The sequence below is a fragment of the Geminocystis sp. GBBB08 genome, assembly GCF_016743215.1.
Lineage (GTDB): Bacteria > Cyanobacteriota > Cyanobacteriia > Cyanobacteriales > Cyanobacteriaceae > Geminocystis.
The window spans coordinates 1-25113 of record NZ_VRZC01000044.1 but is presented as its reverse complement, the minus strand read 5'-3'; the positions used below and the strand labels follow the sequence as shown (position 1 = coordinate 25113).

General features: G+C 33.7%; 25 protein-coding genes. 13 read left to right on the top strand and 12 right to left on the bottom strand.

Annotated features, from left to right (window positions below):
• Positions 1-290 precede the first annotated feature (290 nt).
• Together FWJ34_RS07905 and FWJ34_RS07900 are read left to right on the top strand one after the other, a co-directional pair.
• Positions 291-566: a hypothetical protein gene (locus tag FWJ34_RS07905; RefSeq protein WP_308254780.1), complete on the top strand. Its 276-nt coding sequence runs from the start codon at positions 291-293 to the stop codon at positions 564-566.
• A gap of 267 nt (positions 567-833) precedes the next feature.
• A complete protein-coding gene (locus FWJ34_RS07900; protein WP_308254779.1) occupies positions 834-2045 on the top strand; it encodes a CHAT domain-containing protein in 1212 nt (403 codons plus the stop codon).
• 98 nt (positions 2046-2143) lie between these two features.
• Here FWJ34_RS07900 and FWJ34_RS07895 read toward each other — a convergent pair whose 3' ends face one another.
• Positions 2144-3586 carry a glycosyltransferase family 2 protein gene (locus FWJ34_RS07895; protein WP_308254781.1) on the bottom strand — a complete coding sequence of 481 codons (1443 nt, stop codon included), beginning with the start codon at positions 3584-3586 and terminating at the stop codon, positions 2144-2146.
• Positions 3587-3698: 112 nt separating this feature from the next.
• On the opposite strand from FWJ34_RS07895, the gene FWJ34_RS07890 reads away from it, so the two are divergent.
• The 6 genes from FWJ34_RS07890 to FWJ34_RS07865 all read left to right on the top strand — a co-directional run bounded on the left by FWJ34_RS07890 (position 3699) and on the right by FWJ34_RS07865 (position 9704).
• Positions 3699-4427 carry a M15 family metallopeptidase gene (locus FWJ34_RS07890; protein WP_308254778.1) on the top strand — a complete coding sequence of 243 codons (729 nt, stop codon included), beginning with the start codon at positions 3699-3701 and terminating at the stop codon, positions 4425-4427.
• 316 nt (positions 4428-4743) lie between these two features.
• The gene (locus FWJ34_RS07885) at positions 4744-5958 is read left to right on the top strand and encodes an HhoA/HhoB/HtrA family serine endopeptidase (protein WP_308254777.1); all 1215 of its coding nucleotides are present in this window, start codon (positions 4744-4746) and stop codon (positions 5956-5958) included.
• Positions 5959-6098: 140 nt separating this feature from the next.
• On the top strand, positions 6099-6341 hold the full coding sequence (locus FWJ34_RS07880) for an AbrB/MazE/SpoVT family DNA-binding domain-containing protein (RefSeq protein ID WP_308254776.1): 243 nt from the start codon (positions 6099-6101) through the stop codon (positions 6339-6341).
• A complete protein-coding gene (locus FWJ34_RS07875) occupies positions 6329-6622 on the top strand; it encodes a type II toxin-antitoxin system PemK/MazF family toxin (RefSeq protein ID WP_308254775.1) in 294 nt (97 codons plus the stop codon). Before FWJ34_RS07880 ends, FWJ34_RS07875 begins: the two co-directional genes overlap by 13 nt.
• A 194-nt stretch (positions 6623-6816) precedes the next feature.
• Positions 6817-8223: a signal recognition particle-docking protein FtsY gene (gene ftsY / locus FWJ34_RS07870; RefSeq protein ID WP_308254774.1), complete on the top strand. Its 1407-nt coding sequence runs from the start codon at positions 6817-6819 to the stop codon at positions 8221-8223.
• A gap of 419 nt (positions 8224-8642) precedes the next feature.
• Positions 8643-9704 (top strand): Mrp/NBP35 family ATP-binding protein, encoded by a 1062-nt coding sequence (locus FWJ34_RS07865; RefSeq protein WP_308254773.1) that lies wholly within the window; start codon positions 8643-8645, stop codon positions 9702-9704.
• Between the two features lie 163 nt (positions 9705-9867).
• Here FWJ34_RS07865 and FWJ34_RS07860 read toward each other — a convergent pair whose 3' ends face one another.
• Positions 9868-10266, bottom strand: coding sequence for a universal stress protein (locus FWJ34_RS07860; protein ID WP_308254772.1), 399 nt, complete (start codon positions 10264-10266; stop codon positions 9868-9870).
• A gap of 260 nt (positions 10267-10526) precedes the next feature.
• On the opposite strand from FWJ34_RS07860, the gene FWJ34_RS07855 reads away from it, so the two are divergent.
• The 3 genes from FWJ34_RS07855 (at position 10527) to rplT (ending at position 12601) form a co-directional block, all read left to right on the top strand.
• Positions 10527-11726 (top strand): phosphoglycerate kinase, encoded by a 1200-nt coding sequence (locus tag FWJ34_RS07855; protein ID WP_308254771.1) that lies wholly within the window; start codon positions 10527-10529, stop codon positions 11724-11726.
• A 281-nt stretch (positions 11727-12007) separates the two neighbouring features.
• On the top strand, positions 12008-12208 hold the full coding sequence (gene rpmI, locus FWJ34_RS07850; protein ID WP_308254770.1) for a 50S ribosomal protein L35: 201 nt from the start codon (positions 12008-12010) through the stop codon (positions 12206-12208).
• A gap of 42 nt (positions 12209-12250) precedes the next feature.
• Positions 12251-12601 (top strand): 50S ribosomal protein L20, encoded by a 351-nt coding sequence (rplT, locus tag FWJ34_RS07845; protein WP_308254769.1) that lies wholly within the window; start codon positions 12251-12253, stop codon positions 12599-12601.
• Between the two features lie 189 nt (positions 12602-12790).
• On the opposite strand, the gene FWJ34_RS07840 is transcribed toward rplT, so the two are convergent.
• Positions 12791-13294, bottom strand: coding sequence for a bifunctional nuclease family protein (locus FWJ34_RS07840; RefSeq protein ID WP_308254768.1), 504 nt, complete (start codon positions 13292-13294; stop codon positions 12791-12793).
• Between the two features lie 369 nt (positions 13295-13663).
• Here FWJ34_RS07840 and nagA point away from each other — a divergent pair, with 369 nt between their 5' ends.
• Positions 13664-14803, top strand: coding sequence for an N-acetylglucosamine-6-phosphate deacetylase (gene nagA / locus FWJ34_RS07835; RefSeq protein WP_308254767.1), 1140 nt, complete (start codon positions 13664-13666; stop codon positions 14801-14803).
• A gap of 89 nt (positions 14804-14892) precedes the next feature.
• Here nagA and FWJ34_RS07830 read toward each other — a convergent pair whose 3' ends face one another.
• The 6 genes from FWJ34_RS07830 to FWJ34_RS07805 all read right to left on the bottom strand — a co-directional run bounded on the left by FWJ34_RS07830 (position 14893) and on the right by FWJ34_RS07805 (position 20468).
• Entirely contained in the window at positions 14893-15900 is a 1008-nt protein-coding gene (locus FWJ34_RS07830) for a vitamin K epoxide reductase family protein (protein WP_308254766.1), read from the bottom strand.
• Positions 15901-16009: 109 nt separating this feature from the next.
• Positions 16010-17263 (bottom strand): S-layer homology domain-containing protein, encoded by a 1254-nt coding sequence (locus FWJ34_RS07825; RefSeq protein ID WP_308254765.1) that lies wholly within the window; start codon positions 17261-17263, stop codon positions 16010-16012.
• 239 nt (positions 17264-17502) lie between these two features.
• Positions 17503-17862 carry a DUF4359 domain-containing protein gene (locus FWJ34_RS07820; protein WP_308254764.1) on the bottom strand — a complete coding sequence of 120 codons (360 nt, stop codon included), beginning with the start codon at positions 17860-17862 and terminating at the stop codon, positions 17503-17505.
• A 253-nt stretch (positions 17863-18115) separates the two neighbouring features.
• Positions 18116-18355 carry a hypothetical protein gene (locus tag FWJ34_RS07815; RefSeq protein ID WP_308254763.1) on the bottom strand — a complete coding sequence of 80 codons (240 nt, stop codon included), beginning with the start codon at positions 18353-18355 and terminating at the stop codon, positions 18116-18118.
• Between the two features lie 109 nt (positions 18356-18464).
• Positions 18465-19028, bottom strand: coding sequence for a 50S ribosomal protein L25/general stress protein Ctc (locus FWJ34_RS07810; RefSeq protein WP_308254762.1), 564 nt, complete (start codon positions 19026-19028; stop codon positions 18465-18467).
• Positions 19029-19133: 105 nt separating this feature from the next.
• The gene (locus tag FWJ34_RS07805; protein WP_308254761.1) at positions 19134-20468 is read right to left on the bottom strand and encodes an adenylosuccinate synthase; all 1335 of its coding nucleotides are present in this window, start codon (positions 20466-20468) and stop codon (positions 19134-19136) included.
• Between the two features lie 308 nt (positions 20469-20776).
• Between FWJ34_RS07805 and FWJ34_RS07800 the strand changes: the two genes are divergently transcribed.
• On the top strand, positions 20777-21694 hold the full coding sequence (locus FWJ34_RS07800; RefSeq protein WP_308254760.1) for a 3'-5' exonuclease: 918 nt from the start codon (positions 20777-20779) through the stop codon (positions 21692-21694).
• Between the two features lie 289 nt (positions 21695-21983).
• Here the strand turns inward: FWJ34_RS07800 and FWJ34_RS07795 are convergent, their stop codons facing one another.
• The 3 genes from FWJ34_RS07795 to FWJ34_RS07785 form a co-directional block, all read right to left on the bottom strand.
• The gene (locus tag FWJ34_RS07795; protein ID WP_308254759.1) at positions 21984-23585 is read right to left on the bottom strand and encodes a 2-isopropylmalate synthase; all 1602 of its coding nucleotides are present in this window, start codon (positions 23583-23585) and stop codon (positions 21984-21986) included.
• 145 nt (positions 23586-23730) lie between these two features.
• On the bottom strand, positions 23731-24462 hold the full coding sequence (locus FWJ34_RS07790) for a hypothetical protein (protein ID WP_308254758.1): 732 nt from the start codon (positions 24460-24462) through the stop codon (positions 23731-23733).
• Between the two features lie 163 nt (positions 24463-24625).
• Positions 24626-25113 (bottom strand): EAL domain-containing protein (locus FWJ34_RS07785; RefSeq protein ID WP_308254757.1); only part of this gene is annotated, 488 nt, incomplete at its 5' end.

Below are 25113 nucleotides of genomic sequence, written 5' to 3'. Positions count from 1 at the left end.
CAGTACAATAATACCAATGAAACAAAACGGGAAAAATCAATTCTGATTACTTTTCCCCCTTCCCTCTTCCCTTTTCCCTATCCTCATCGAAAATTGATGATAGAGATGCAAGCAAGATCTAAGCAGAGATAAAGTTTAATTAAAAGCCATAGAAGAGATAAAAACTTTACCAGCAAATTCTCCTTACCAGGATATTGCATTAGAATTAATCTATGAGTTATTACGAAAATTAGAAGCTAATCAAAAACAATCCACCCACGAATATTGATACAGAAGAGGTACAACTAATTATGACATTAAGAACTGCATTTCGAGATAAATTAGCCGAAGAAAGACTACAAGCAATAGAAGAAGGCTTACAAGAAGGACGACAAGAAGGTTTAGTGCTAGGAATTAAAGAGAATCTTCGGAGTAATATTATTAGTCTTTTGGTAAGACGTTTTGGAGATTTACCTTCAGAATTAGTGGATGCCATCAATAAATTAGATGATATTCCCAAATTACAACAAATTCTTTTAGAAATTATTAGCGTAAATTCCATCGCTGAATTTCAAGATCTAGTTTAACATTTATAGGGAGGGCATGGCTCACCTAAATTTAATCTTTAAGAATTAAATAGCTTTTTATAGACTTAATTTAAAATGAAACTACTAAAACTTTTTTTTAGAAAAATTAATGATAATTTTATAAGTTATAGATTCAACAAATTAACTATTTTTTTATGGTTAACGATACTATCTTTTTTAATTATTTTTAACTCATCTTTTTTTGTTAATGCTCAACAAGTTCCCAAAGATCCAAAACAAGCTATATTCAATGGTAAGATGTTAAATATGGAGCGAAAACTAGGGGAACAATATCAAACTTTTTTTCAGCGAAATATCGTAGTCAATAATGAGCAAAGTTCTTTGGAAATTGCAGCAGTTTTGGCGGATATAGACAAAAAAACTGGCATTAATTCTGCTGTTATTTGGGTGATTCCAGAAGAAAAATATTTACATTTAGTTTATTTAAGTAAACAAGGTAATATTTTTGTTAAAGATCTTGATGAAGCTCCTTTAAATAAAATAACTAAAGTTGTTCAAGATTTTTATTTTGAAATTGATCAGATTAATAATCCTATGAATTTAGCTCAATCTCAACAATTATATAAGTGGATTATTGAGCCTTTTAAAAAAGAATTTTTAGATGCAGAAAATATTAATAGTATATTATTTTGCATTGCTAATCAAGTACCACTAATCCCTTTAAGTGCATTACATGATGGAAAGAATTTTTTGGTTGAGAAATATAGCGTAGCTCGTATTCCTGCTTTTAATTTAATTAACACAGAATATAAACCACTTAAAAATGTAAGGGTTTTGGCTATGGGTGCGTCTAATTTTCCTGATAGTGTGCCTCTGCCGGCAGTAAATTTAGAATTACAAAATATTCAACGATTACAAAATCGCTCTAAGACATTATCCTCAACGGAAATTTTACTCAATGAGAATTTTACCCAACAGAATATGCAAAGACAATTACAAAAAAATTCTTTTAATATTATTCACTTAGCTACCCATGCTAATTTTAATCCAGGAGATACTACTGATTCTTATATTCAATTTTGGAACGATAAGTTAACTTTAGATCAAATGTCAAACATTCCTTGGCAAACTCCACCAGATTTATTAGTTTTAAGTGCCTGTAATACCGCCATAGGCGATCGCAATGCCCAGTTAGGTTTTACAGGAATTGCCTTACAATCTGGGGTTAATTCGGCTTTAGGTACTTTATGGAGTGTCAGTGACTTAGGTACATTTGCCTTAATTAGTGAATTTTATGAGCAATTAATTAATCAATCAGAGAAAAATCATACAAAAGCTGAGGCTTTACGTCAAGCACAAAATTTATTATTACAAGAAAAAGTCTATTTTGAAGATAACCGTTTAATTACTCCTCATGGAAATATTGATTTACCTGAGAGTCTTGGAGTCAAAGGAAAAATTAATTTGTCTCATCCTTTTTATTGGGCAGGATTTACTTTAATTAGTAGCCCATGGTAGTAATTAAAGAATTATTCTGTAATGCTAAACTTCAGTTCAGAGTAGGGGTGGAATAATGTTTAACCAGCAATAAAGGTTTAACTTCACCTCCCTAGCTTTCATTCTGTTAAGCCTAATTCTAAGTTATCTGATGAGCCATCGTGAACAGTTTTCACCCATTTTAGTTGTTTTTGGCGGATAGACATTCGAGCGGTAGTTACAGGCATTACTATAAACCAGTGAGTTAGGTAAATCATTCCCAAAATACTTTGTTGAATCATTTTTAGATTATCAGTAATGCTTAAAAATGTGTCTGATTTTGTTCTTTTTAAACCGGTAAACATTCCCCAAAATGCTAATACTAAAGTAAGGCTTGTTAAGGGAGCAATTAAGGGGATATGATGACGAGTAATCACCATCACTAAATCAGGGATTGCCGCCGTGGGAAAAATATATTGTACTAAAAAGAAATAGAGTAAATCGAATTTTTTATGCCAATTTAAGCGATTACTAAAGATAAAGCGCCAATAGTCGAAATAACGTTGATAGCCTCCTTCAGCCCATCGACTTCTTTGATGCCATAATGCGATCGCTTTTTTCACTCCTTCTTCCTCAACTGGAGGATGCTCTAAGATATTAATATCCCAATTGTCTAAGTGTAACCGAATAGTTAAATCCAGATCATCAGTGATAGTTTCTTCATTCCAACCGCCACAACTATTTAAGGGTAGACGACGCACAAATTGCCCATTTCCTCTTAATTCTCCCATGCCACCACAAGCGATTCTTTGTTGCTGAAAGTAGCTATCTAAAGCCATTTCTGACAATTGCCCTTGAGTCCAAAAATTTTCATCAGCATTAGACATAGATTTTCTTACTTGGATTGCCCCAATATTCTCAACTTCAAACAAAGGCACTATTTTTCTTAATAAATCAGGGGAAGCCTTAGCATCAGCATCAAAAACTCCGATAATATCACCATTGGTTAAAGCAAAAGCTTGATTTAATGCCCCAGATTTTCCTCCTTTGGCAGTATTATCTCGGTGCAAAACTTTTAATTGTGGATGTTTTTGTGCTAATTCATCTAAAATTCTACCCGTACCATCACTACTATTATCATTAATCACCCAAAACTCATATAATTCTTGAGGGTAATCAAAACTTAACAACATTTTGACTAATTTTCTCACCACCATCTCTTCATTTTTTGCCGATACCATCAGAGACATTCTAGGTAAATTAACGTTCTCTTGAGTTGATAAAGCCTGATTATTTACCGAAGGAGAAACAAACATTAATCGTAAAGCCTGTATGGTGACAAAAATACCTAAAGCTAAAACAATCCAAAAACTCCAAGAAACTAAGTGAAGTAAAATTGTAACTAACCAAATTAGACTTAGGGCAAAAGCCGCTTTTTTCCTTCTTCCTGATAAGCCTTGAAAAAAATCGTTTCTAAATTCTTCTTCTTGTATGTCTGGATCTGAAAATTCTGCTATCAATGAGGTAATGGGGTCTAATTCTGTGTTAATTTCTGAATGATTAAGTTTATCTTTTTCTGGCATCATTAATTTTTGGCTTTTAAATAAAATTTACCAATGGTTTACACTATTTTAAACATTATTGAGAAAAATTTAGAAGTTACTTTATCAAAATAATATCAAATAGTAATTCCTAATGAAACCCTATCAAACAATACCTATCATAGAATGTAATCAACCTTTAGTGCCAATTCCTGATGATCAATTTATTTTAGAAACTCCTCCTCCTTATGTTAAACTGGGAGCTGATTATCAAGGTACATCACCTTATTTTGTAAGAAAAGAAGTCTTAGAAAGATTATTTAAGGCAAAAAATAAATTAAAGGAAATAAAACCCCATTGGCAGATTAAAATTTTTGATGCTTACCGACCTGTTACAGTACAGCAGTTTATGGTAGATTATACTTTTAACTCTATTTGTTGCGATCGCCACATTGACTCTAATTTATTAACTGGAGAGCAAAAAGCCTCTATTTATCAAGAAGTATATCAAATTTGGGCGATTCCGAGCAATAATCCTTTAACACCTCCTCCTCATAGTACTGGATCAGCTATCGATCTTACTCTTGTAGATGAAAATGGGTTAGAAGTTAATATGGGGGGTGAAATTGATGAACTTTCTGAACGATCAAATCCTAATTATTACAAAAACTCGACTAATTCTCAAGAAAGGGTATTTCATGAAAATAGGGAGATATTATTAGAAATAATGACTAAGGGAGAATTTCGTCAACATCAAGGGGAATGGTGGCATTTTTCTTATGGTGATCAAATGTGGGCATGGTTACAAAATCTTGATAATCCTAGTATAAAAACCCTAGCCAAATATGGCAAAGTAATTGAAGATGCCTCAAAACGTTGGTGAGAGTAGGAAACGATCGATGCACAGGGCTAAATTTTCTTCATTCTAAATTCTTCGGGCAATGAGCACTCTTGCAATGGGTAAGTTTCCTCATTCCTCATTCTAAATTTCTTCTGTCATCAACTCTTCATCTGAGCGTCACAGAAAAGTCAAACCAGTAGCTTATATTAGTAATTGTCAGCTTAAACAAAGGTTTTCCTCTTTTGCTCCTTCGCACTTTAAGCTGACTTTTTTCTCAACATATTATATTTATCATTATTCTCGCAATATTATTTATTTTCAATTTATTCCCACAAAACTCAAAATAGGAGTCTTTATCATGAGAAAATATATTCAAAAAGCTACCACTTGCACATCATTACTTTTATTAGGTGCTGGTATTGGTGTCGGTGTCAATTATTTAGTCAATACTCCTCAAATATTTGCTCGGACAAATGAAAATACGACCATACAACAAAAAGAAAGTTTAGCTACTGCTCAATTACCACAATTAGAAAATAATGCAAATGTTAATTTTGTTTCTAAAGTAGTTCAAGAAGTAGGTCCTGCGGTTGTCAGAATTAATGCAGAAAGAACTGTTACTAATAATAATGTACCTCCTGCTTTTAATGATCCTTTTTTCCGTCAATTTTTTGGTAATCAAATTCCTCAAATGCCTGAAGAACAAATTCAGCAAGGTACTGGGTCTGGTTTTATTATTAGTGATGATGGTAAAATTTTGACTAACGCCCATGTGGTTGAAGGCTCAACAAAAGTAACCGTTAACCTCAAAGACGGAAGAGTGCTAGATGGTAAGGTCTTAGGTGTGGATTCTCTCACAGATTTAGCCGTTATTCAAGTTAAAGGAGAAAATTTACCCGTTGCTCAATTAGGTGATTCTGATAAACTGGTTATTGGTGAATGGGCGATCGCCATCGGTAATCCTCTTGGTTTAGATAATACAGTGACAACAGGAATTATTAGTGCAACAGGAAGATCAAGTTCTCAAATTGGTGTCGGTGATAAAAGATTAGACTTTATTCAAACTGATGCTGCTATTAATCCGGGTAATTCTGGAGGCCCTCTTTTAAACGCCCAAGGTGAAGTTATTGCTATTAATACTGCCATTATTAAAAATGCGCAAGGATTAGGTTTTGCAATCCCCATTAATCGAGCGGCGGAAATCGCTGAAAAATTGATCTTACAAGGAAAAGTCGATCATCCTTATTTAGGAATTGCCATGATACCTTTAAATGAACAAACCAAACAACAATTAAACCAAAATGAAGGTTTTAAATTAACTAATGAAGAAGGGGTTATGGTAGTAAAAGTTATACCAAATTCTCCGGCAGCTCAAGCAGGGTTAAAGTCAGGAGATATTATTCAAAGCATTGAGGGGGAAAAAATTGCAGAGCCTTCACAAGTACAGAAAAAAGTAGAATCTAGTCAGGTTGGTTCTGATTTAACCTTAAATTTACAACGAGATCGAAAAGAAATTAAAATACCAGTAAAATTAGGTATCTTACCTACTAATAATCAACCACAACCACAATAATTAGAGGATTTGTAGGATATCGTATTGGCAAAGTTACGAGAGAATACATAGCACCAAAAATTCAACAGGGGGGTTAACAAAATTGATGGTTCATAATCAATTTGTTAGTATAATGTTATAACATTCACCAACAAATTAGAATGGAAACAAAAATTACAAAAATTGGCAATTCCCAAGGAATTATCATCCCTAAAAGTATTCTTAAACAGTGTAACTTAAAAGGAGTAGTCAAACTGGAAATTAAAGATAGTTGTTTGATGGTTTCTGCTCAAAATCCTCGTCAGGGATGGGAAGAAGCCATTATGATGACTGGAATTGATGATGAAATATTGATAGAAGATCACTTAAAAAATAGTTGGGATGAGGAGGAATGGACTTGGTAGGGTATCCTCAGACAGGAGAAGTATGGTTAGTTAATTTAGAACCAACTATTGGTTCAGAAATCAAAAAAACTCGTCCTTGTGTTATTGTTTCACCTAATGAAACTAATCGCTTACTCAAAACTGTCATTATTGCACCACTTACCAGTACGATGAAACATTATCCTACCAGAGTTTCAATTTTTTTTCAATCACGCCAAGGCAGTATTGCATTAGATCAAATTCGGGCTGTTGATAAGTACAGATTACAACAAAAATTAGGATTTATTTCACAGCAAGATTGACAAACAGTTTTAGATATTTTAGTTGAGATGTTTTCTTAGGGCGATCGCAAATTAGTAGATTTCACTTAATGGCTATTGAATTGTCAAAATAGAATAAATTGCTGGTAGTAAATGCTTTAGCCTTTTATCCTTAGAGTTAAAACAAATTTACGTTAAAGTAATAAATATTAATAACGTAATAATTATAATTTTGTATGTTTAATTGGTTTCGTCGTCATAAAGATAATAAAGAAAATAATCCTGTCACCTCTACACCTATAGAAACTCCTTCAATAATTGAAGAGAAAAAAACTGAAGAAATTACAGCTACTACAGATCAAGCCTCTTTAGAATGGGCAAAGGCGGCTTTTGCTAATATTCAAAAACAGAAACAACAATCTCAAGGCACAGAAGAAGAAAAAAGGACGGAAACTATTAGTGAATCTGTAATAGAAAATGAAATAGAATCTACTCCTGTTGAAACTGCAACTATCTCTAGTGAAACTGTTACGGAAGTAAAAGAAATTGAAAATATAGAGAAAAATGTCCCCGCTTGGTTACAAAAATCTGATCGTCTGGAGGTATTAAAAGAGACAGCAATTGAGCCTGAGAAAGAGTTTGATGAAGATTTCTTGTGGTCTGCTCAAATTTTAGCCTCTCAAGGAAGATTACCCGATGATGTGTCGGAGGATGAATTTATTTGGTTAAAAAAACTGCGTCAAAGTTTAGGTAAAACTCGCCGTAATTTAATTAATCAACTGAAATCTGTTGTCGGACAAGGACCTCTTAATCAAGAGGCGGTAATGGAAATTGAAGCGATGTTATTAAGTGCCGATGTGGGAGTTGAAGCTACTGACTATACTATTAACACTCTGCAAAATAAACTTAAAGAAGAAGCCTTACCACCAGAAGAAGCGATCGCCTATTTGAAAGAAATTTTACAACAAGTATTAGACGAGCCCCTCAAAAAACTGATCAAGACTGAATTTGAGCCAGTAGAGGGGAAACTTAATATCTGGTTATTAACAGGGGTTAACGGTGCCGGAAAAACTACTACTATCGGTAAATTAGCTCACTTAGCACAAACATCTGGTTATAAGTGCGTTATCGCTGCGGCAGACACTTTTAGAGCGGCGGCGGTAGAACAAGTGAAAGTATGGGGTGAAAGAGCAAATACTCCAGTAATCTGTAATCAGGGACAAAATACCGATCCTGCTGCCGTAGTTTTTGACGGAATTAATGCGGCAATGGCAAGGGAAGCCAACTTATTATTAGTAGATACCGCAGGAAGGTTACAAAATAAAAAGAATCTGATGGAAGAATTGGCAAAAATTCGCCGAATCATCGATAAAAAAGCTGAAAATGCTCATATTGAGTCATTATTGGTATTAGATGCTACTTTAGGACAAAATGGACTCCGACAAGCTCAAGTATTTTCAGAAGCGGCTCAATTAACAGGGGTAGTCTTAACTAAATTAGACGGCACAGCAAAGGGAGGAGTTGCTCTTGCAATCTGTCAGCAATTAAATTTACCAATTCGTTTTATCGGTGCGGGGGAAGGTATTGAGGATTTACGCCCTTTTTCTAGCTATGAATTTGTTGAGGCTTTGTTATCAGCATAATTAAAATTCTAAATTCTATATTCTTCGGGTAATGGTTTTAATGGTTTGGCAATTTTTTTGTTTCTTGACCATTTTACATTGATATTTGATAATAAAAAATAGTTTATCTATAGACAAAATTCTATCTCTGTGTTCACAAGTTGGTAGTTTATCCTTATGACTCAAACATCTGAATTAAATTTGATCAATAATTAATTATCGAAAATTAATTTTAATAATGTTTAAGTCTATTCTCTCCTAATCTCCTAGCCTTCTAGTCTATGGCAGTCTCATCTTCACCAAAAATTTTATATCGAACTGAAGTGAGTTCGAGCTAAAAATAGATGGTGATTGACTTCTCAGTGTCTTGTCTTCATCTTTTTTTTCTGTAGAACTGAGGCGATTACCCTTACTACAAACTAGATTAAATTTTAAAAATTATGTTAAGTACTGAATCAATTTTAGAAGTTTTAAAGCCTGTTCAAGATCCTGAATTACAAAAAAGTTTAGTGGAATTGAATATGATTCGCAATGTGGCGGTAAAAGATGGTAAGGTTAGTTTTACCCTCGTTTTGACTACTCCTGCTTGTCCATTACGAGAGTTTATTCGTGAAGATTGTGAAAAAGCTGTCAAAAAATTGGGAGGTGTGGAATCTGTGTCAATCGATATTACCTCCGAAACTCCTCAACAAAAGTCTTTACCTGATAGGCAATCGGTGAATCAAGTTAAAAATATTATCGCTATTTCTAGTGGTAAGGGGGGAGTTGGTAAAAGTACCGTTTCTGTTAATGTTGCTGTTGCTCTGGCCCAAATGGGTGCTAAAGTTGGTTTATTAGACGCTGATATTTATGGACCTAATGCTCCTACAATGCTAGGTTTAGATAATGTACCCATCGAAGTTGAAAAATCACCATCTGGAGACATTCTACAACCGGCTTTTAATCATGGTATCAAAATGGTATCTATGGGTTTTTTAATCGATCCTGATCAACCGGTAATGTGGCGAGGACCGATGTTAAATGGTATTATACGTCAATTTTTGTATCAAGTCAACTGGGGGGAATTAGATTATTTAATTGTGGATATGCCCCCTGGCACGGGTGACGCTCAATTAACCTTAGCCCAAGCCGCTCCTCTTGCCGGTGCTGTAATTGTAACCACCCCGCAAACTGTTTCTTTACTAGATGCCCGTAGAGGTTTAAAAATGTTTGAACAGTTAGGCACAAATATCTTAGGATTAGTGGAAAATATGAGTTATTTTATCCCCCCTGATATGCCCCATAAGAATTATGACTTATTTGGCTCTGGTGGTGGTGAAAAGGCTTCTAAAGAATTAAATGTACCTTTATTAGGTTGTATTCCTTTAGAAATTTCTTTAAGAGAAGGCGGAGATGTTGGTATTCCTATCGTCGTCGGTAATCCTCAATCTGCATCAGCGATCGCCCTTACAAAAATTGCTCAACAAATCGCTGCTAAAGTATCTGTAATGGCACTAAAATAAAATTAACCTCAGTTCGATACAATATTGTTGTCGGTTAGGTTAAGGTAGCGGATTTGGGAAGAGGGAAGAGCAAATTTGTATCTATAAATTTAGATAAACTTGCCCTTGTAAGTAAAAGAGGCATCCCTATCTTCGCCACTCATACTTTTTCAGCAGATCCTAATCAAGGAACTACTAACACAGGACAAGGTGCAAGATTAATCACTCGATTAGTAACACTATCTTCAGCACCTTCTTGTGTTAAACCTAAACCCCTACACCCCATAATAATTAAATTTGCTTCCACCTCGTCGGCGACATCACAAATAAGAAAAGAAGCCATGCCTTCCCGTTCGATGGTTTCAGCATCAATATTTTCTTGGGCAAACAATTCTTTAGCCCCGGCTAAAAGTTGAGCAACAGTATCTTGATCGCTCATAATAGAATCGTCATCGGCAAATTTTTCGATAACAGAGAGTAAAAATAGCTTACTACCATAAGTTTTGACAATGTTGCTTACGATGGCCACTGCATCTCTTGTTTCTCGATTTTGATCAATAGGAAAAAGAACGTTTTTAAACATAATACTTACTCCCTAAATTTAATCGTTGACACTCCCACTTTATGGGAATTTCAATGTAAAACGTGATATATTCTCATATTTTATCATTATTGGAGTTTTTGATGCTGCCATGTCTAAAGACAGTCGGATTGGTTCAATAATTTTATAGTTTTTTAAAAAATAAATTTACATACCGTTACATTTCGGGTAAAATTTCCAAGGGAGTAAAATTTTTTACCGATTTATTTTTAATAGTTTGATATTTATAGGAAAATTTGATCATGGCAAAAAAAAGTATTACAAGTTTAACAAAATCTGATTTAGAAGGAAAAAGAGTTTTAGTGCGTGTTGATTTTAATGTCCCTATGGATAATGGACAAATTAGTGATGATACCCGTATTAAAGCTGCTTTACCCACGATTAATCACTTAACGGCTAATGGTGCTAAAGTTTTATTGTGTAGTCACATGGGTCGTCCAAAAGGTCAAGTTAAAGATAGTTTACGTTTAACTCCTGTTGCGCATCGTCTTTCTGAATTATTAGGTAAAAAAGTTACTAAATTTGATGATTGTATCGGTGATGATGTTACTACCGGAGTTAATAATTTAGTTAATGGTGATGTGGCGTTATTAGAAAATCTCCGTTTTTATGATCAAGAGGAAGCTAATGATGCTGAATTTGCGCAAAAATTAGCTAGTAACGCAGATTTATACGTTAATGATGCTTTTGGTACTGCTCACCGCGCTCATGCTTCTACTGAAGGGGTTACACACTATTTATCTCCTTCTGTTGCTGGTTTTTTAATCGAAAAAGAACTCAAGTTCTTACAAAGCGCCATTGAAGATCCTAAACGTCCTTTAGTTGCTATCATTGGTGGTTCTAAAGTATCTAGTAAAATTGGAGTGATCGAAACTTTATTAGAAAAATGTGATAAATTAATTATCGGTGGTGGTATGATTTTCACTTTTTATAAAGCTCGTGGTTTAAATGTTGGTAAATCTTTAGTGGAAGAAGATAAATTAGATTTAGCTAAAGCATTAGAAGCCAAAGCGAAAGAAAGAGGTGTTGAGTTTTTATTACCTACTGATGTGGTTGTAGCTGATAATTTTGCCCCAGATGCTAATGCTCAAACCGTTGATATTAATAACATTCCTGATGGTTGGATGGGCTTAGATATTGGCCCTGATTCTGTTAAAACTTTCCAAGATGCTCTTGCTGATTGTCAAAGTGTAATCTGGAATGGGCCTATGGGTGTATTTGAGTTTGAAAAGTTCGCTCAAGGTACAGAAGCGATCGCTCATACTCTAGCAGAATTAACAGCTAAAGGTACAACTACTATTATCGGTGGTGGTGATTCTGTGGCGGCGGTAGAAAAAGTTGGCGTTGCTGAAAAAATGAGCCATATTTCTACTGGTGGTGGTGCAAGTTTAGAGTTACTTGAGGGTAAAGTGTTACCCGGTATTGCTGCTTTAGATGATTAATAGGTAATGGGAAACAAGGGGTTTAAACCCCTTACATTGCATTGTTGTCAAGGGCTTGGCAAAAATAAAATCCACAATTAATTTTACTTACCTACTTAACAGGCAAGATGCCTATTCTACAATTATTAATTCCTCATTACTTATTCTCTATAGCTAATAGTAAAGAAAAAAATAAATATATAAGTTCAGTTATAAGTATTTTAAGGAATTTTCAAAGATTTTATGGTCATTAGGGTCAAATTAATCGTATAATAGTAAATTGTGTCAATTTAGATAAAACTATGCCTAAAGTAAAAACTAAAAAATCTGCGGCTAAACGTTTTCGTATTACTGGCAGTGGTAAAAAAATTCTTCGCCGTAAAGCCAATAAAAATCATTTATTAGAACATAAGAATGCAAAACAAAGACGTCGTTTAAGTCAACTTACTTTAGTTGATGAAAGTAACGAGAAAGAAATTCGTTTAATGTTGCCTTACGGCTAAAAATAATTTCTAAAAATCTTAAATATTTAATTATAAAGAAAAATGACTAGAGTAAAAAGAGGTAACGTCGCCCGTAAAAGACGTAAAAAAGTTCTTAAGTTAGCTAAAGGCTTCAGAGGTTCTCATTCTAAGCTATTTCGTACCGCTAACCAACAGGTTATGAAAGCTCTTCGTAATGCTTACCGCGATCGTCGTAAGAAAAAAAGAGATTTTCGTCGCTTATGGATTACTCGTATTAATGCGGCTGCTAGGATTCAGGGTATTAGCTACAGCCAGTTAATTAATAAATTAGATAAAGCTAATATTACTTTAAATCGTAAAATTTTAGCTCAATTGGCAATTCAAGATGCGGATGCTTTTCAAAAAGTAGTTGAATTAGCAATTACAGCTTAATTAAGGGTGCGTTAAAAAGTATTTTTATTTTGATGAGGGTAGCTATTAGTAGTCAGCTAATTGTCAAAAGCATTTTTAGTTGTATTATATAGTTTTTAAAAATAACACGCTCATCGAAAAAAGATCGAGCGTGATTTTTGTCTTAATTGAAGCTTCAATTTCAAAAAAATTTTTAACCCCCCCTAATTATTAACTTTCCTCGCTGGTTTTTCTGGCACGACGAATTAACTCATCTGGACTCAAGTTAGCTACAAAATTTCGAAAAGCCTCTCTCTCTTCGTTATCCGCTTCTCTATCTACAGGAATTGAAGCATCTAAAAGTACTTCTTCCATTACCCAAATAGGACATCCGATTCTAACAGCAATGGCGATGGCATCACTCGGGCGACAATCAATATTTTTCTCTTTTTTACCCAATTTCATACACAATAAAGCATAAAAAGTGTTGTCTTGTAATGAATTAATAATAACTTTTTCCAGTTTCAAATTCCAAGCAGAAAAGACATTAACCATCAAATCGTGAGTAATCGGACGAGATGGGTATTGTTGCTCTAACACTCCAATAATAGATCTAGCTTGATCTTGCCCTACATATATAGGTAATGCACGGCGTTCAGTAGCATCCTTTAGAAGTACAATTGGGCTACGAGTTACAGCATCTAAAGCTATTGCCGCTACTTTCATTTCGATCATTGATTTATCCCTCTTGAACAACTCAGTAGGTCAACATTTTTCATTATATGGCTTTTTTGTGTCTTTTTTCTCTAAAATAAGCCAAATTAATTGAGAATGAGTCATGAGAAAGTAGAAATAGATCAATTTATCCTTGTTTTCCTGTTTTATTTAATTTTTAGTATCTAATTGTTAAGTACTTGGGCAAAATTAATTGTATATAGGCAATGAATGGGTAACAAGGGGTTTAAACCTCTTGCCTTGCATTGTTGTCAAAGGCTTGGGAAAAATAAAATCCACAATTAATTTTACTTACCTACTTATAACTTAAAATTTGAGATTTTTCTGATAAACTGCAAGATATGAGTAATATAAGTGTGAAGAAAAAATATGACTGGAACAAAAGTTATCACTAATGCTCGATTAATTGGTTATAACGATTTACAAACTATCACTATCGAAAATAATTTAATTACTGCTATTAAAGATAGTAATTTATGCTTTCAGGGAGATTTAGATTTACAAGGTGATTGGCTTTCTTTAGGAGGATTAGACTTACAAATTAATGGCGGTTTAGGCTTGGCTTTTCCTCATTTAACTTTTGAAGATGTAGATAAACTTGAGGAAATTTGTGCTTATTTATGGCAAGAAGGAGTTGATCAATTTTTACCCACTATTGTGACAACTTCAGTAACAAAAATTCATCAATCTTTAAAGGTAATTAATGAGTATGTAAATTTGTCAAAAAAATCTTCACAAGCCGAAATCATTGGCGTTCATTTAGAAGGCCCTTTTTTAAATTATGAAAAAAGAGGGGCTCATCCTGCCCAATATTTATTACCTTTAACTTTAGATAATGTTAAGAAAGTTTTAGGTGAATATAGCAACATCGTTAAAATTATCACCTTAGCACCTGAATTAGACTCTACAGGGCAAATTATTCCTTTTTTACTTTCTCAAGGCATTATTGTTAGTTTAGGCCATTCTCAAGCAACGGCTCAACAGGCTAAGGAGGCTTTTAAGCAAGGTGCTTCTATGGTAACACACGCTTTTAATGCCATGCCTAACCTTCATCATCGGCAACCCGGATTATTAGGAGAAGCTATTATTAATCCTGGTGTTTATTGTGGTTTAATCGCTGACGGTAATCATGTTTGTCAGACGATGTTAAAGGTGATTTTACAGGCTAGTAATTATCAAGAGGGGATTTTTTTAGTCAGTGATGCTTTATCTCCTATTGGTTTACCTGATGGTTTTTATCCTTGGGATGATCGCATTATTGATGTCAAAAATGGTATAGCAAAACTTGCTGATGGTACATTATCGGGTACTACTTTATCTTTATTGATAGGTGCGCAAAATTTGGTAACTTGGGGTATTTGTAGTGTAGAACAGGCGATCGCTCTTGTCACGGATGCACCTCGTAAGGCTTTAAAGTTACCAACTTTACAAGTAAATTCTCCCGCTAATTTAATCCGTTGGCAATGTCATAATCAGCAGTTAACTTGGGAAAGAATTAATGGGGATTAAAACTAATGTACTGGGAAAATAACACTAACTTTATAATTAGGTTGTAAGGGTTGAAAATTTTTCGCCCCCTACCTCACTTACTTAATTGCTTAAGGCATTCTGTATTTAAAATTAGTTTTGCCTTTATAACCGGTTAATTTTGCTAATTTATCTAAAGTTTGCACTCCTTCATAGGTTTCACCGTTGATTATCCATGTGGGAAAAGCTCGAATTTTAGCATCTACACACTTTTGAGGTGCAGGGGCAATACCTTTAGGATCACACTCTATTTTACTAAGTAGTTTAAATGCTTCTTTGCCGAAAAGTTGTTTTTGTTCGTAACAATGAGGACACCAATAAGCAGAATACATGATCGCACCTTGAGAAGCCAAGTGTTTAGCTAAGGCAATTTCAGATTCTCCAGAAGTTGTGGTAATTTCCCATCCTAAGGGCGGTTTAGGTGCTGTTTGTGCTTGAGTGATAGGTATTGTTTGCCCAGCTGCTAACTGTAGATTTGGATCTTCTATTGCTACATTGTTAACATTAGCATAAACTCCCACTGCACCTACGAGAGTAAATAAAACAACAGTGATACCTGTAAAAAAAATTTGTCCCATATCTTCCCAATCATGTCCAATAATAGTTAATGTTAATAGAGTAAATGAAAATAAGGCCGAACTGATACAGTAAGGACAAACTGCTTGAAGTTTAAAGGCTAAAACATACATTAAATAACTGCTAAAGGCTGCCATAGTAAAAGTAACCACTAGCATTAGCCACCAAGTTAATTTTTCTAATTTTTGTCTTAATTCTTTGTTTTTTTCTGGATTGATCAATAAAGGTACTAAAGCCAAGACTGCCATGGTAAAATAACCTAATGATCCAAATACACTTAAAGGTGGACCTGTTTTACCTTGAGGATCGAGGGGATAAGCATAAGCACTATCTAAAACACTATTACAACCACTTGTGCCTTCAGCCGTACAAGCAATTTCGCCTCCACTGAGTTTTATGAAGGTTAGATATATAGTTAAAATTAAACCTACAATGGCGATAGCACCAATAATAAATCGAGATTGGCGTTGAATCCACGGCAGGTTACGACGACGACGAAGCATAATGATTATCTATATACAATTAAATTAATATTTATTTGAATTTTAACAATTTAATTAATAATTTTCGCATCTTATTAGTAACAAAGAGTTTAAACCCTTTAGAAATTGGCTAATTTCTAATTACCAAATCTTCTTCTAAAACTAGATTAAGATTAGTGCTTGGTTTTACTACTAATAAATCGACTTTATTTAACCCTAAAAATTGAGGAATTAGTGTCGCTAAAATACCAGCTCCTGTACCTATCAATAATTCTTCGGTAGCGATCGCCTTATCACCTGTCACCGCAGAAATAGCTGCTGCTGCTGCCGTGCCTAAAGCTGCATTTTTCAACAAATTTCCGACATTCATACCTTTAGAGACAGTAGTAGTTTCAGTGATAACTTGAGAAGAAGCTGTGATATTATAGGTTTGACCGTTTGTTAAGGTTAATGTTTGAGCAAAAAATCTAGTACCATTACCAGAAGGACGTAATTCTCCAACAATTTGACTATTTCGGGGGATAATCACAACCCCATTATTAAGCATATTCGTTTTGACGGTTAAAGTTAGAGGCAAAGTTTCATTTTTGGTTAATAAAATGGAATCCTCTTCGCGAGTAACAGGTATCATTGTACCATCAGCAAGACGATAATCAGTAATGGTAGGAGTTTGAGTTAACCCCACAATATAATTGGAGTTAACAACTTGTAATTGCCCTTGAGAAACTAAAGCCTGATAAATAAAAGCAGCAACCTCTGCCCTTGTAGCATTACGCAAGGGGTTTAATTGCTTTAAATTAGGATAATTAACCACTAAATTTCTTTCGGTGGCCGCTGCTACTGGCGATCGCGCAAAATTGGAGATATTGTTAGAATCATTAAAAAAGTTAAGGATATTATCAACACTTTGATTCGGATTATAATTCAATCCATTAGCTAATGATACCAGTACTTGTTCTCGGGGAATATTTTGTTCAGGGCGGAAAATTTGTCCTGGATAACCTGAGAGAAAACCCATACTATAGGCGTTGTTAATAGCATTCTTTGCCCAATAATTAGAAGAAACGTCATTGAAGTTAATTGCCGATCTTATCTGATTTTTGGGTAAGGCTTTTTGTACCATCGCTGCAAATTGTGCTCTTGTCACTGGTGCATCAGGTTTAAAAGTACCATCAGGAAAACCTGCTATAATACCTTTTTGTACTAAGGGATTAATAAAATTGGCCGCCCAATAATTAGGTGAAACATCGTTAAATTGAAAATTTTGAGCCATTACCACCGGAGGATTCACGAAAGAGGCGGTGATAGGCAAAGTCGAACTAATCCCAAAAGTAAGGGTAAGGAATAAAGCTGTTGTCGTTTTATAGTTATTTAACTTGTTCATAAAAAAAATTTATAAAAGTGAAAATGAGGGTTATGGCAATAGATAATCAATAATTAATACTTAGGGAAATGAGGGATAAATTCTGACTACAAGTCAAGTAAAAATTGTTTTCCCTTTATATTTATTAATTCTGAATTCAACTGCTATAACCAAACAGACTCGGCTTTTATTATAAATGTTCCTATTTTTTCAAATTTTAAATTTAATCTTTTTTAATTCTATATTTTTTTTTAATAAAATTATTTAGTTCCGTCGTCTAAAATAATAAAATTGTTAAATAAACCTAACGTCTTTGAGTGATAAATATTAGCATTAAGTTCATAAATACTAAATATAAAATAATTATGTCTAGTGGTATTTTGAGCAACAAATCTAGCAATTAATTCTACACTGGTATCACTAATTAAAGTACAAGCCTTACTAGCAAAATTTTCTAAAATACCCATAGATTTAGAGTTACTTTTACAAATCTCTTCCGTAATATTTTGACTGCCTTTTTCAGCGATAAATTGTTCAAATTGTTTTTGATTTGGATTCGTCACCACAGCACCAATAACGAATAAACTGAAAATCGATAGAGAAATTAGGGGTAACTTCATCAATTTTGCTCCAAATATGATTAAAGTATTCTGAATATATTATATCAAATTGAAAAAGCAGTTATTACCTATTAACTATTAACTATAACAATTCGTTTAGGATTTGTAAACAATCAAAGACTATCAAAAATCCCTGGGAAATCCTTGTTAACAATAACAAATGACAAATGACAAAATATTTAATATTACCAGACACAACCTAAATAGGAATGCTATATTATATAACTATTCCTTCTTACTCATTCTTTATTAGCTATTTTTGGATTCTCTCAAACTGCGGTGTTTTTTCGGTTAAGCCAAATTTTGACATAGTTTTAATTAAAACGATAGAGACTATTCCACCAATTATTAAACCAACGGTTAAAAGAATGATAAATAATTTTTGAAATTCTCGTTTTTTCTGAGGCGATATATTCTCCATTTCTTCATTGTCTTTTAAAGACTCTAAATTATTCTCATCATTATTATCATTGTTAAAAAATGAATTATTCATAACATTACTTTAGTTTTGTTTAAGAATTATTAGTTATAAAAAAACCGCCTACTTTAATCATTTCAGTAAACGGCTTTTATGGATTATTGATGATTAATTGTTAATTGATTTAACCTTTTTTGCGAGGTGCAACAACACCAATAATATTCTTATTAGGATCATCTAATACTTTAATGCCTTCAGCAAGGACTAAATCAGCAACACAAAAAGTTTTACCAATATCAATATTCGTAATATCCATTTCTAAATATTTAGGTATATTTGTAGGTAAACAGCGAACTTTAACTTGTGTCACCATTTGTTCCATGACACCCCCTTGAGCAATACCAATAGAATGACCAATAATTTTTAAAGGTACAACTACTTCTACATCTTTATCCCCTGAAGGACAGAAAAAACTAATATGATGTAAATTACGTTTCCAAGGATGAGTTTGTACTTCTCTAATTAAGACTTTACCATTCCATTCCAGTTCAGGAATAGCTAAATCTACTAAAGTATTATTTACAGAAGCATTTTTTAATAAAGTAGTTGCCTCTTTTTGAGTTAAAACTAAAGATATTGCTTCCGCACCATTATGACCATACAAATTAGCGGGAATAAAACCTTCACGACGTAATGCTCTGGGCTGACTACTTTCCAGTCTGGTCTTACATTCTAATGTTACTTCCATTTTCGTTGATTTCGTGATAAATTTGAATGTTCTTAATGTTTACAAAAATAAATTAAACTACTATTAACTATAAATACAATCTTAATTTATACAAAGGGACTTAACTTAAGATGGAACAGAATTTCCATTAGCATATAATAAAGCTCTTTTAGGACCATGAATAGGATCTTCGATAATTATAGTCTGATCTCGACCCGGACCTACAGAAACGATCGCAATAGGTAATTCCATCAATTCTGCTAAGAATTTTAAATAATTTAATGCCTTTTGGGGCAATTCCTCTAAAGTCTGACAGTGGCTAGTGGATTGTTGCCATCCTGCTACCGTTTCATAGATAGGTTGACAATTAGCGAATTTTGTGGCGTGGGTTGGAAATTCTCGACAGATTTCTCCGTCTATATCATAGGCAACACAAACCTTTATTTCTGCTAACTCATCTAAGACATCTAGCTTTGTAATGGCTAAACAGTCTAAACCATTGATACGAGCGGCATATCTGCCAATAACTCCGTCAAACCAACCACAACGCCGACGACGACCTGTAGTTGTTCCAAATTCTGCACCTTTATCACCTAGATGAACACCAATGTCATCACTTAATTCTGTGGGAAAAGGTCCTTCACCTACACGAGTTGTATAAGCCTTTGCTACACCGATAATGCGATCGATAATAGTGGGACCAACACCAGCTCCTACACAAGCACCACCGGCGATGGGATTAGAAGAAGTAACATAGGGATATGTTCCATGATCTAGATCTAAAAGTGTACCCTGAGCTCCTTCAAACAAGATATTTTTCTTGCTTCTGACGGCTTGATCAATTTTTAAGGAACTGTCAATGACAAAAGGACGTAAACGTTCGGCATAACCTATATATTCTTGTACTACCTCTTTAGCATTTAAAGGAGGCAATCCATAGAGTTTTTCTAAAACCGCATTCTTATAGTTAATAGTCCATTCCAATTTATCTGGATGGCGATCGCAGTTGATTAAATCAAGCATCCGAATGCCTATTCTTTCAGCTTTATCCGAATAAGTCGGACCGATTCCCCGTCCAGTTGTACCAATTTTATATTTACCGCGCTTTTCTTCTGCCGCTTGGTCTAAGATACGATGATAGGGCATCGTTACATGGGCAGTTTGCGAGATAAACAAGTTATCAGTTGAAATATTTAAAGCTATAAGCTGATCAATTTCTTCCAATAATTCTTGAGGATCTATCACAGTACCAGAACCGATGATACACTCAGTATCAGGGTATAAAATACCTGACGGAATTAGGTGTAATTTAAAGGTTTGATCTTTTACAACCACAGTATGACCGGCATTTACGCCCCCTTGAGAGCGAACCACCACATCTGCTGATTTACTGAGTAAATCCGTTATTTTTCCTTTTCCTTCATCGCCCCATTGGGCTCCGATTACGATAACGTTAGCCAAGAGTTTAATAGAGCTAAACTTCACACAAACTATCATTATCGCAGTTTCTTTTAATGATGTCAAGTACTTTTCTAAATAAAAATCAAAGAGGTGTTAGCTATCAGCTTTCAGTGGTCAGTTTTAAGCTATAGTAAGTAAGATTTACAGATTCATTTTTTTATCTTTAATTCTTCACGAATGATTTAGGATTGTTATAGCAGTCGGCTATCACCTTCAATGACCAAAATGTCAATAAATCAAGATATTAGATAGAATATTCTTTTATCCTAATTAACAGAGGATGCCAACTTTATGAACTGTTAAAAAATATGATTTATTTAACGGATATAGATGAGATAAAAAATATTATTCTCGATTTAACAGAAACTGATATTCTTTGGTTAGATACAGAAGTAGCTGATTATCACACTAAAAAACCTCGTTTATCTTTAATTCAAATTTTAGCCTATGGAGATAATCTTAATGGCGATCGCACTTATATGTTAGATGTGTTAGATAAACCGGAGGTGATTAATTTTTTTATCGATAATATTATAGTTAATGAGTCAATTAAAAAGGTTTTTCATCATGCTAATTATGACTTAAGATTGTTAGGGCAAAATAAGGCAAAAAATGTTGTTTGTACTTTAAAATTAGCTAAGGAATTTCCCTATCATTTTCTACCAGTCAAAAATTATACATTAAAATGTTTAACTGAATTTTTGACAGATTTTAAAGATTTAAGTAAGGAAGAACAAGGGAGCAATTGGGGTATTCGACCTTTAGAGAAAAATCAGTTAGAATATGCCAAAATGGATTGTGTTTATTTAGCTCAAATTTATGATAAATTAATGAATTTAAAATTTAAAGTAGAGCAGAATCCCTTAAATAAAAATTTAGATTTATTAACTAAAAAATACCAAGAAATTGAAGAGCAATGGTTAGTACTAGATTCAGAAATAACTTATTTAAAAAAGCAAATACAAGAGGAAATGATTGATAAAAATATCAAAGAGAATGACTATTTTAAACTTACTTTAACGAAAAAAAATACTATAAAAACTGATTTGCAAGAGTTAGTTAAGTTAGTGAATGAGAAGAATATTAATGTTGATTTTTCTATAATTTTAACGAAGGCAATTCAACAAAAATTAGGGGATAATTTACAAGACTTGAACATTGATATTGAAACAAATAACTACTATACTTTAAAAAGTAAAAATACTGAAAATAAAGATTCAGAATAAAAAAAGGTGAGCATTACCCACCCTAGTAAATATTTTGCTTATAGTTAAACTGCTAAAGCTTTACTGTAAAAGATTTAGAGCTTAAAATAGGAATATTAAATGCGTTCTTGTTCTGGACTAATTGTATTGTATTGATTACTATTACTCTACGGTTAAATCGTTCCAAGAGTTTACAAATGAAGTCAAATCCTGATCCTTTGCAAATTCAGGAGGCGAGTCGAACTTTGTGTGTTACAACAACACTTCTGGTATCCCCGGCAATAGCCCGTTCTTAGCTTATCACAAATTTTTAATTATTAGCAATAACTAAATCAGCTTCTTTTTTCGCTTCAATAGCTGCATATAAACGATTTAAAGCACTAATATAAGCTCGGGCGGAGGCTACAATTATATCAGTATTGGCGGCATAACCTGAATAAGTTTTATTTTCATGTTTTAAACGAATGGTTACTTCTCCCATGGCGTCAATTCCTGCTGTAACAGATTTTACGGAATATTCGATTAATTCGTTGGGAATTTGAACTACACGGTTAATAGCTTTATATATTGCATCTACTGGCCCCGTACCAATGGAAGCATCACTTAATTCTTCCCCTTGAGGAGTGCGAAGAGTAATAGTAGCGGTGGGAGCAGAATGATCACCACAAGAAACTTGTACTAATTCAAGACGGAAAAGTTCAGGGGCTTGTTGAATTTCGTCATTAACGATAGCTTCTAAATCCCAATCAGTAATTTCTCGTTTTTTGTCGGCTACTTCTTTAAATCGCAAAAAGGCTTTGTTTAAGTCGTCTTCTGACAATTCAAAACCTAATTCTACTAGACGAGTCCGAAATGCGTTACGTCCTGAAAGTTTACCTAGTACTATTTGATTGGTAGTTAAACCAATGGATTCTGCATCCATTATCTCGTAGGTAAGACGATTTTTTAAGACACCATCTTGATGGATTCCGGATTCATGAGCAAAGGCATTTGCACCGACAATCGCTTTATTGGGTTGTACTATCATTCCAGTCAAACTAGATACTAAACGAGACGTTTTATAAATCTGTTTGGTATCTATATTTGTCAATGGTTCGATAGAATTAACATCTCTGCCTAAGAAGGGGTTAAAGTATTGACGACGTACATGAAGTGCCATGACTAATTCTTCTAATGCGGCATTTCCTGCTCTTTCACCGATGCCGTTAATAGTACATTCTAACTGTCTTGCTCCATTTTTCACCGCCTCGAGGAAGTTAGCTACCGCTAAGCCTAAATCATTATGACCATGAACGGATATAATGGCTTGGTCAATATTAGGTACATTATCTTTAATTCCTTTAATAATTGCACCGTATTCCGTTGGAGTAGTATATCCTACTGTATCAGGTATATTAACAGTGGTAGCCCCGGCTGCAATGGCTAATTCTAGCACTTGATATAAAAATTCGGGATCAATACGCCCTGCATCTTCGGGGGAAAATTCAACATCATTGGTGAAAGTTTTGGCATAGGCTACCATTTCAGGCACTATTGCTAACACATCGCTACGGGTTTTTTTGAGTTTATATTTTAAGTGAATATCAGAGGTTGCTAAAAATGTATGGATTCGATTTTTAACCGCTGGTTTTAGGGCTTCTCCCGCACTTTTGATGTCTTTTCGGGTTGCACGGGCTAAACCGCAGATTGTCGGGCCATTCTCAGTGCCTACGGTTTCGGCAATGCGTTGCACGGCGTTAAAATCACCAAGACTGGCGTGAGGAAAACCTGCTTCTATGACATCGACACCTAATTTAGCTAAAGCACGAGCAATATTTAGTTTTTCATCTACATTTAAACTTGCACCCGGAGATTGCTCTCCATCACGGAGGGTGGTATCAAATATAATAATTTTATCTGGCTGGTTTGTCATATCTTAAATTGTTGAACGGATTTACCAACGTATATTGAGCCTCTCTATATCATAAACTAAAAATCATAATCTTGATATAGCTTATGTTAGGTTTTCGGTTTAATGACAATAAGTAACAAATAACTTTTGCTTATTTCTCATTACCTTACTGGTGAAACAAGTTTAAAGATTGATGATTAATGAGGATTTTTTTGGCGGGAAAATAGGAAGAAGATGAATATTTATAAGTGAGGGGTTGTCGAGAATATTGTCTTAATTCTCTTGGTAATAACATATCCCATTGTGCTTCAGAAAATATTAATAAGTTAGTCATCATTACTAACCCTGTTATCCCAAATTGCCAACTATTAGCATAAGGTAAAATAAAAATGGTGATTCCATGAATTATAGTAGCAATAAAGAAGGCTCTTGATCGCAATCCCCAACCTGTTAATAAATAACCGATACTACTTAAGATTAACCATAATTCGCACAGGTGAGATAACATAAAACCCCAATGATAGATAACTGCATAATCTGTAATCAAAATACCGATAATCATTAAGAATACCCAAGTATAAAGTAACCATGAAATTCTTTCTAATACTGTCCAAGTATGAGTTAGAGTGGTCATAGTTAAAATGCCAATTAGAGTAATGATAGACCAAAAAATGGCTTGATTTGTCCAGTCAATGGGGAAAAATTGTGCCGTCAGAAAAATTATAGCGGCAACAAAGCCCCAAATGACCATTGCTTGATCAATGCAGGTATAAATTCCTGAGAGATTGATAGTTTCTAAGGGTTTAATGATTAAACATTTCATCAATGCTAACTGTTGTGGATTAGAGGATAATTGCTTTTTTTGTAAAATTGGTTGCTGAGGCTTAAAAAAACTCATTATGAATTTAAAGTAGGAGATATATTTTAATATTTGTAACAAAACTTAATATTCTCTTATTTTAAGACAAAATACCAAATTAATGTATTCTTTTGACATAATTTTTCTCGCCTATAGTTAAGACAAGCAAGTTACTTTATAAGGTTGTCTTGGTTTCTATAAATTAAGAAAAAATAGTTTTTAAAGAATACTGTTGCCAAAAGTCTGATATATTTTCTGCAGGTAAAGATTGAGAAACTAATAATCCTTGTATTTCTTCACAACCTAAATCTAAAATAATATTTTTAGCTATTTCTGTATTGACTCCTTCGGTAATGATTTTCAAATTTAGAGATTTTGCTAAGAAAATAATGCTAGAGATAAAGGCAATTTGTTGTTCATTCTTGCTCAAGTTTTCTACAAAAGATTCTGCTATTTTTATTGTGGTAAATTTAACTTTGTTATTATCAATTTCTCTGAGATAATTAACATCAAAATTAAAGAAGGTTAAATTAATGGGTAAATTGGTTAAAGTAGCTAAATGTTTGGTAAGTATTTTTAAGTCAATTACGGGATTATTGATAATAATTTCTAACTCTAAATTAAAGAGATTATTCTGAGTTATTAGATAAGTTAAAGAATTAATTACATCACTATCGGTTAGATAAGAAG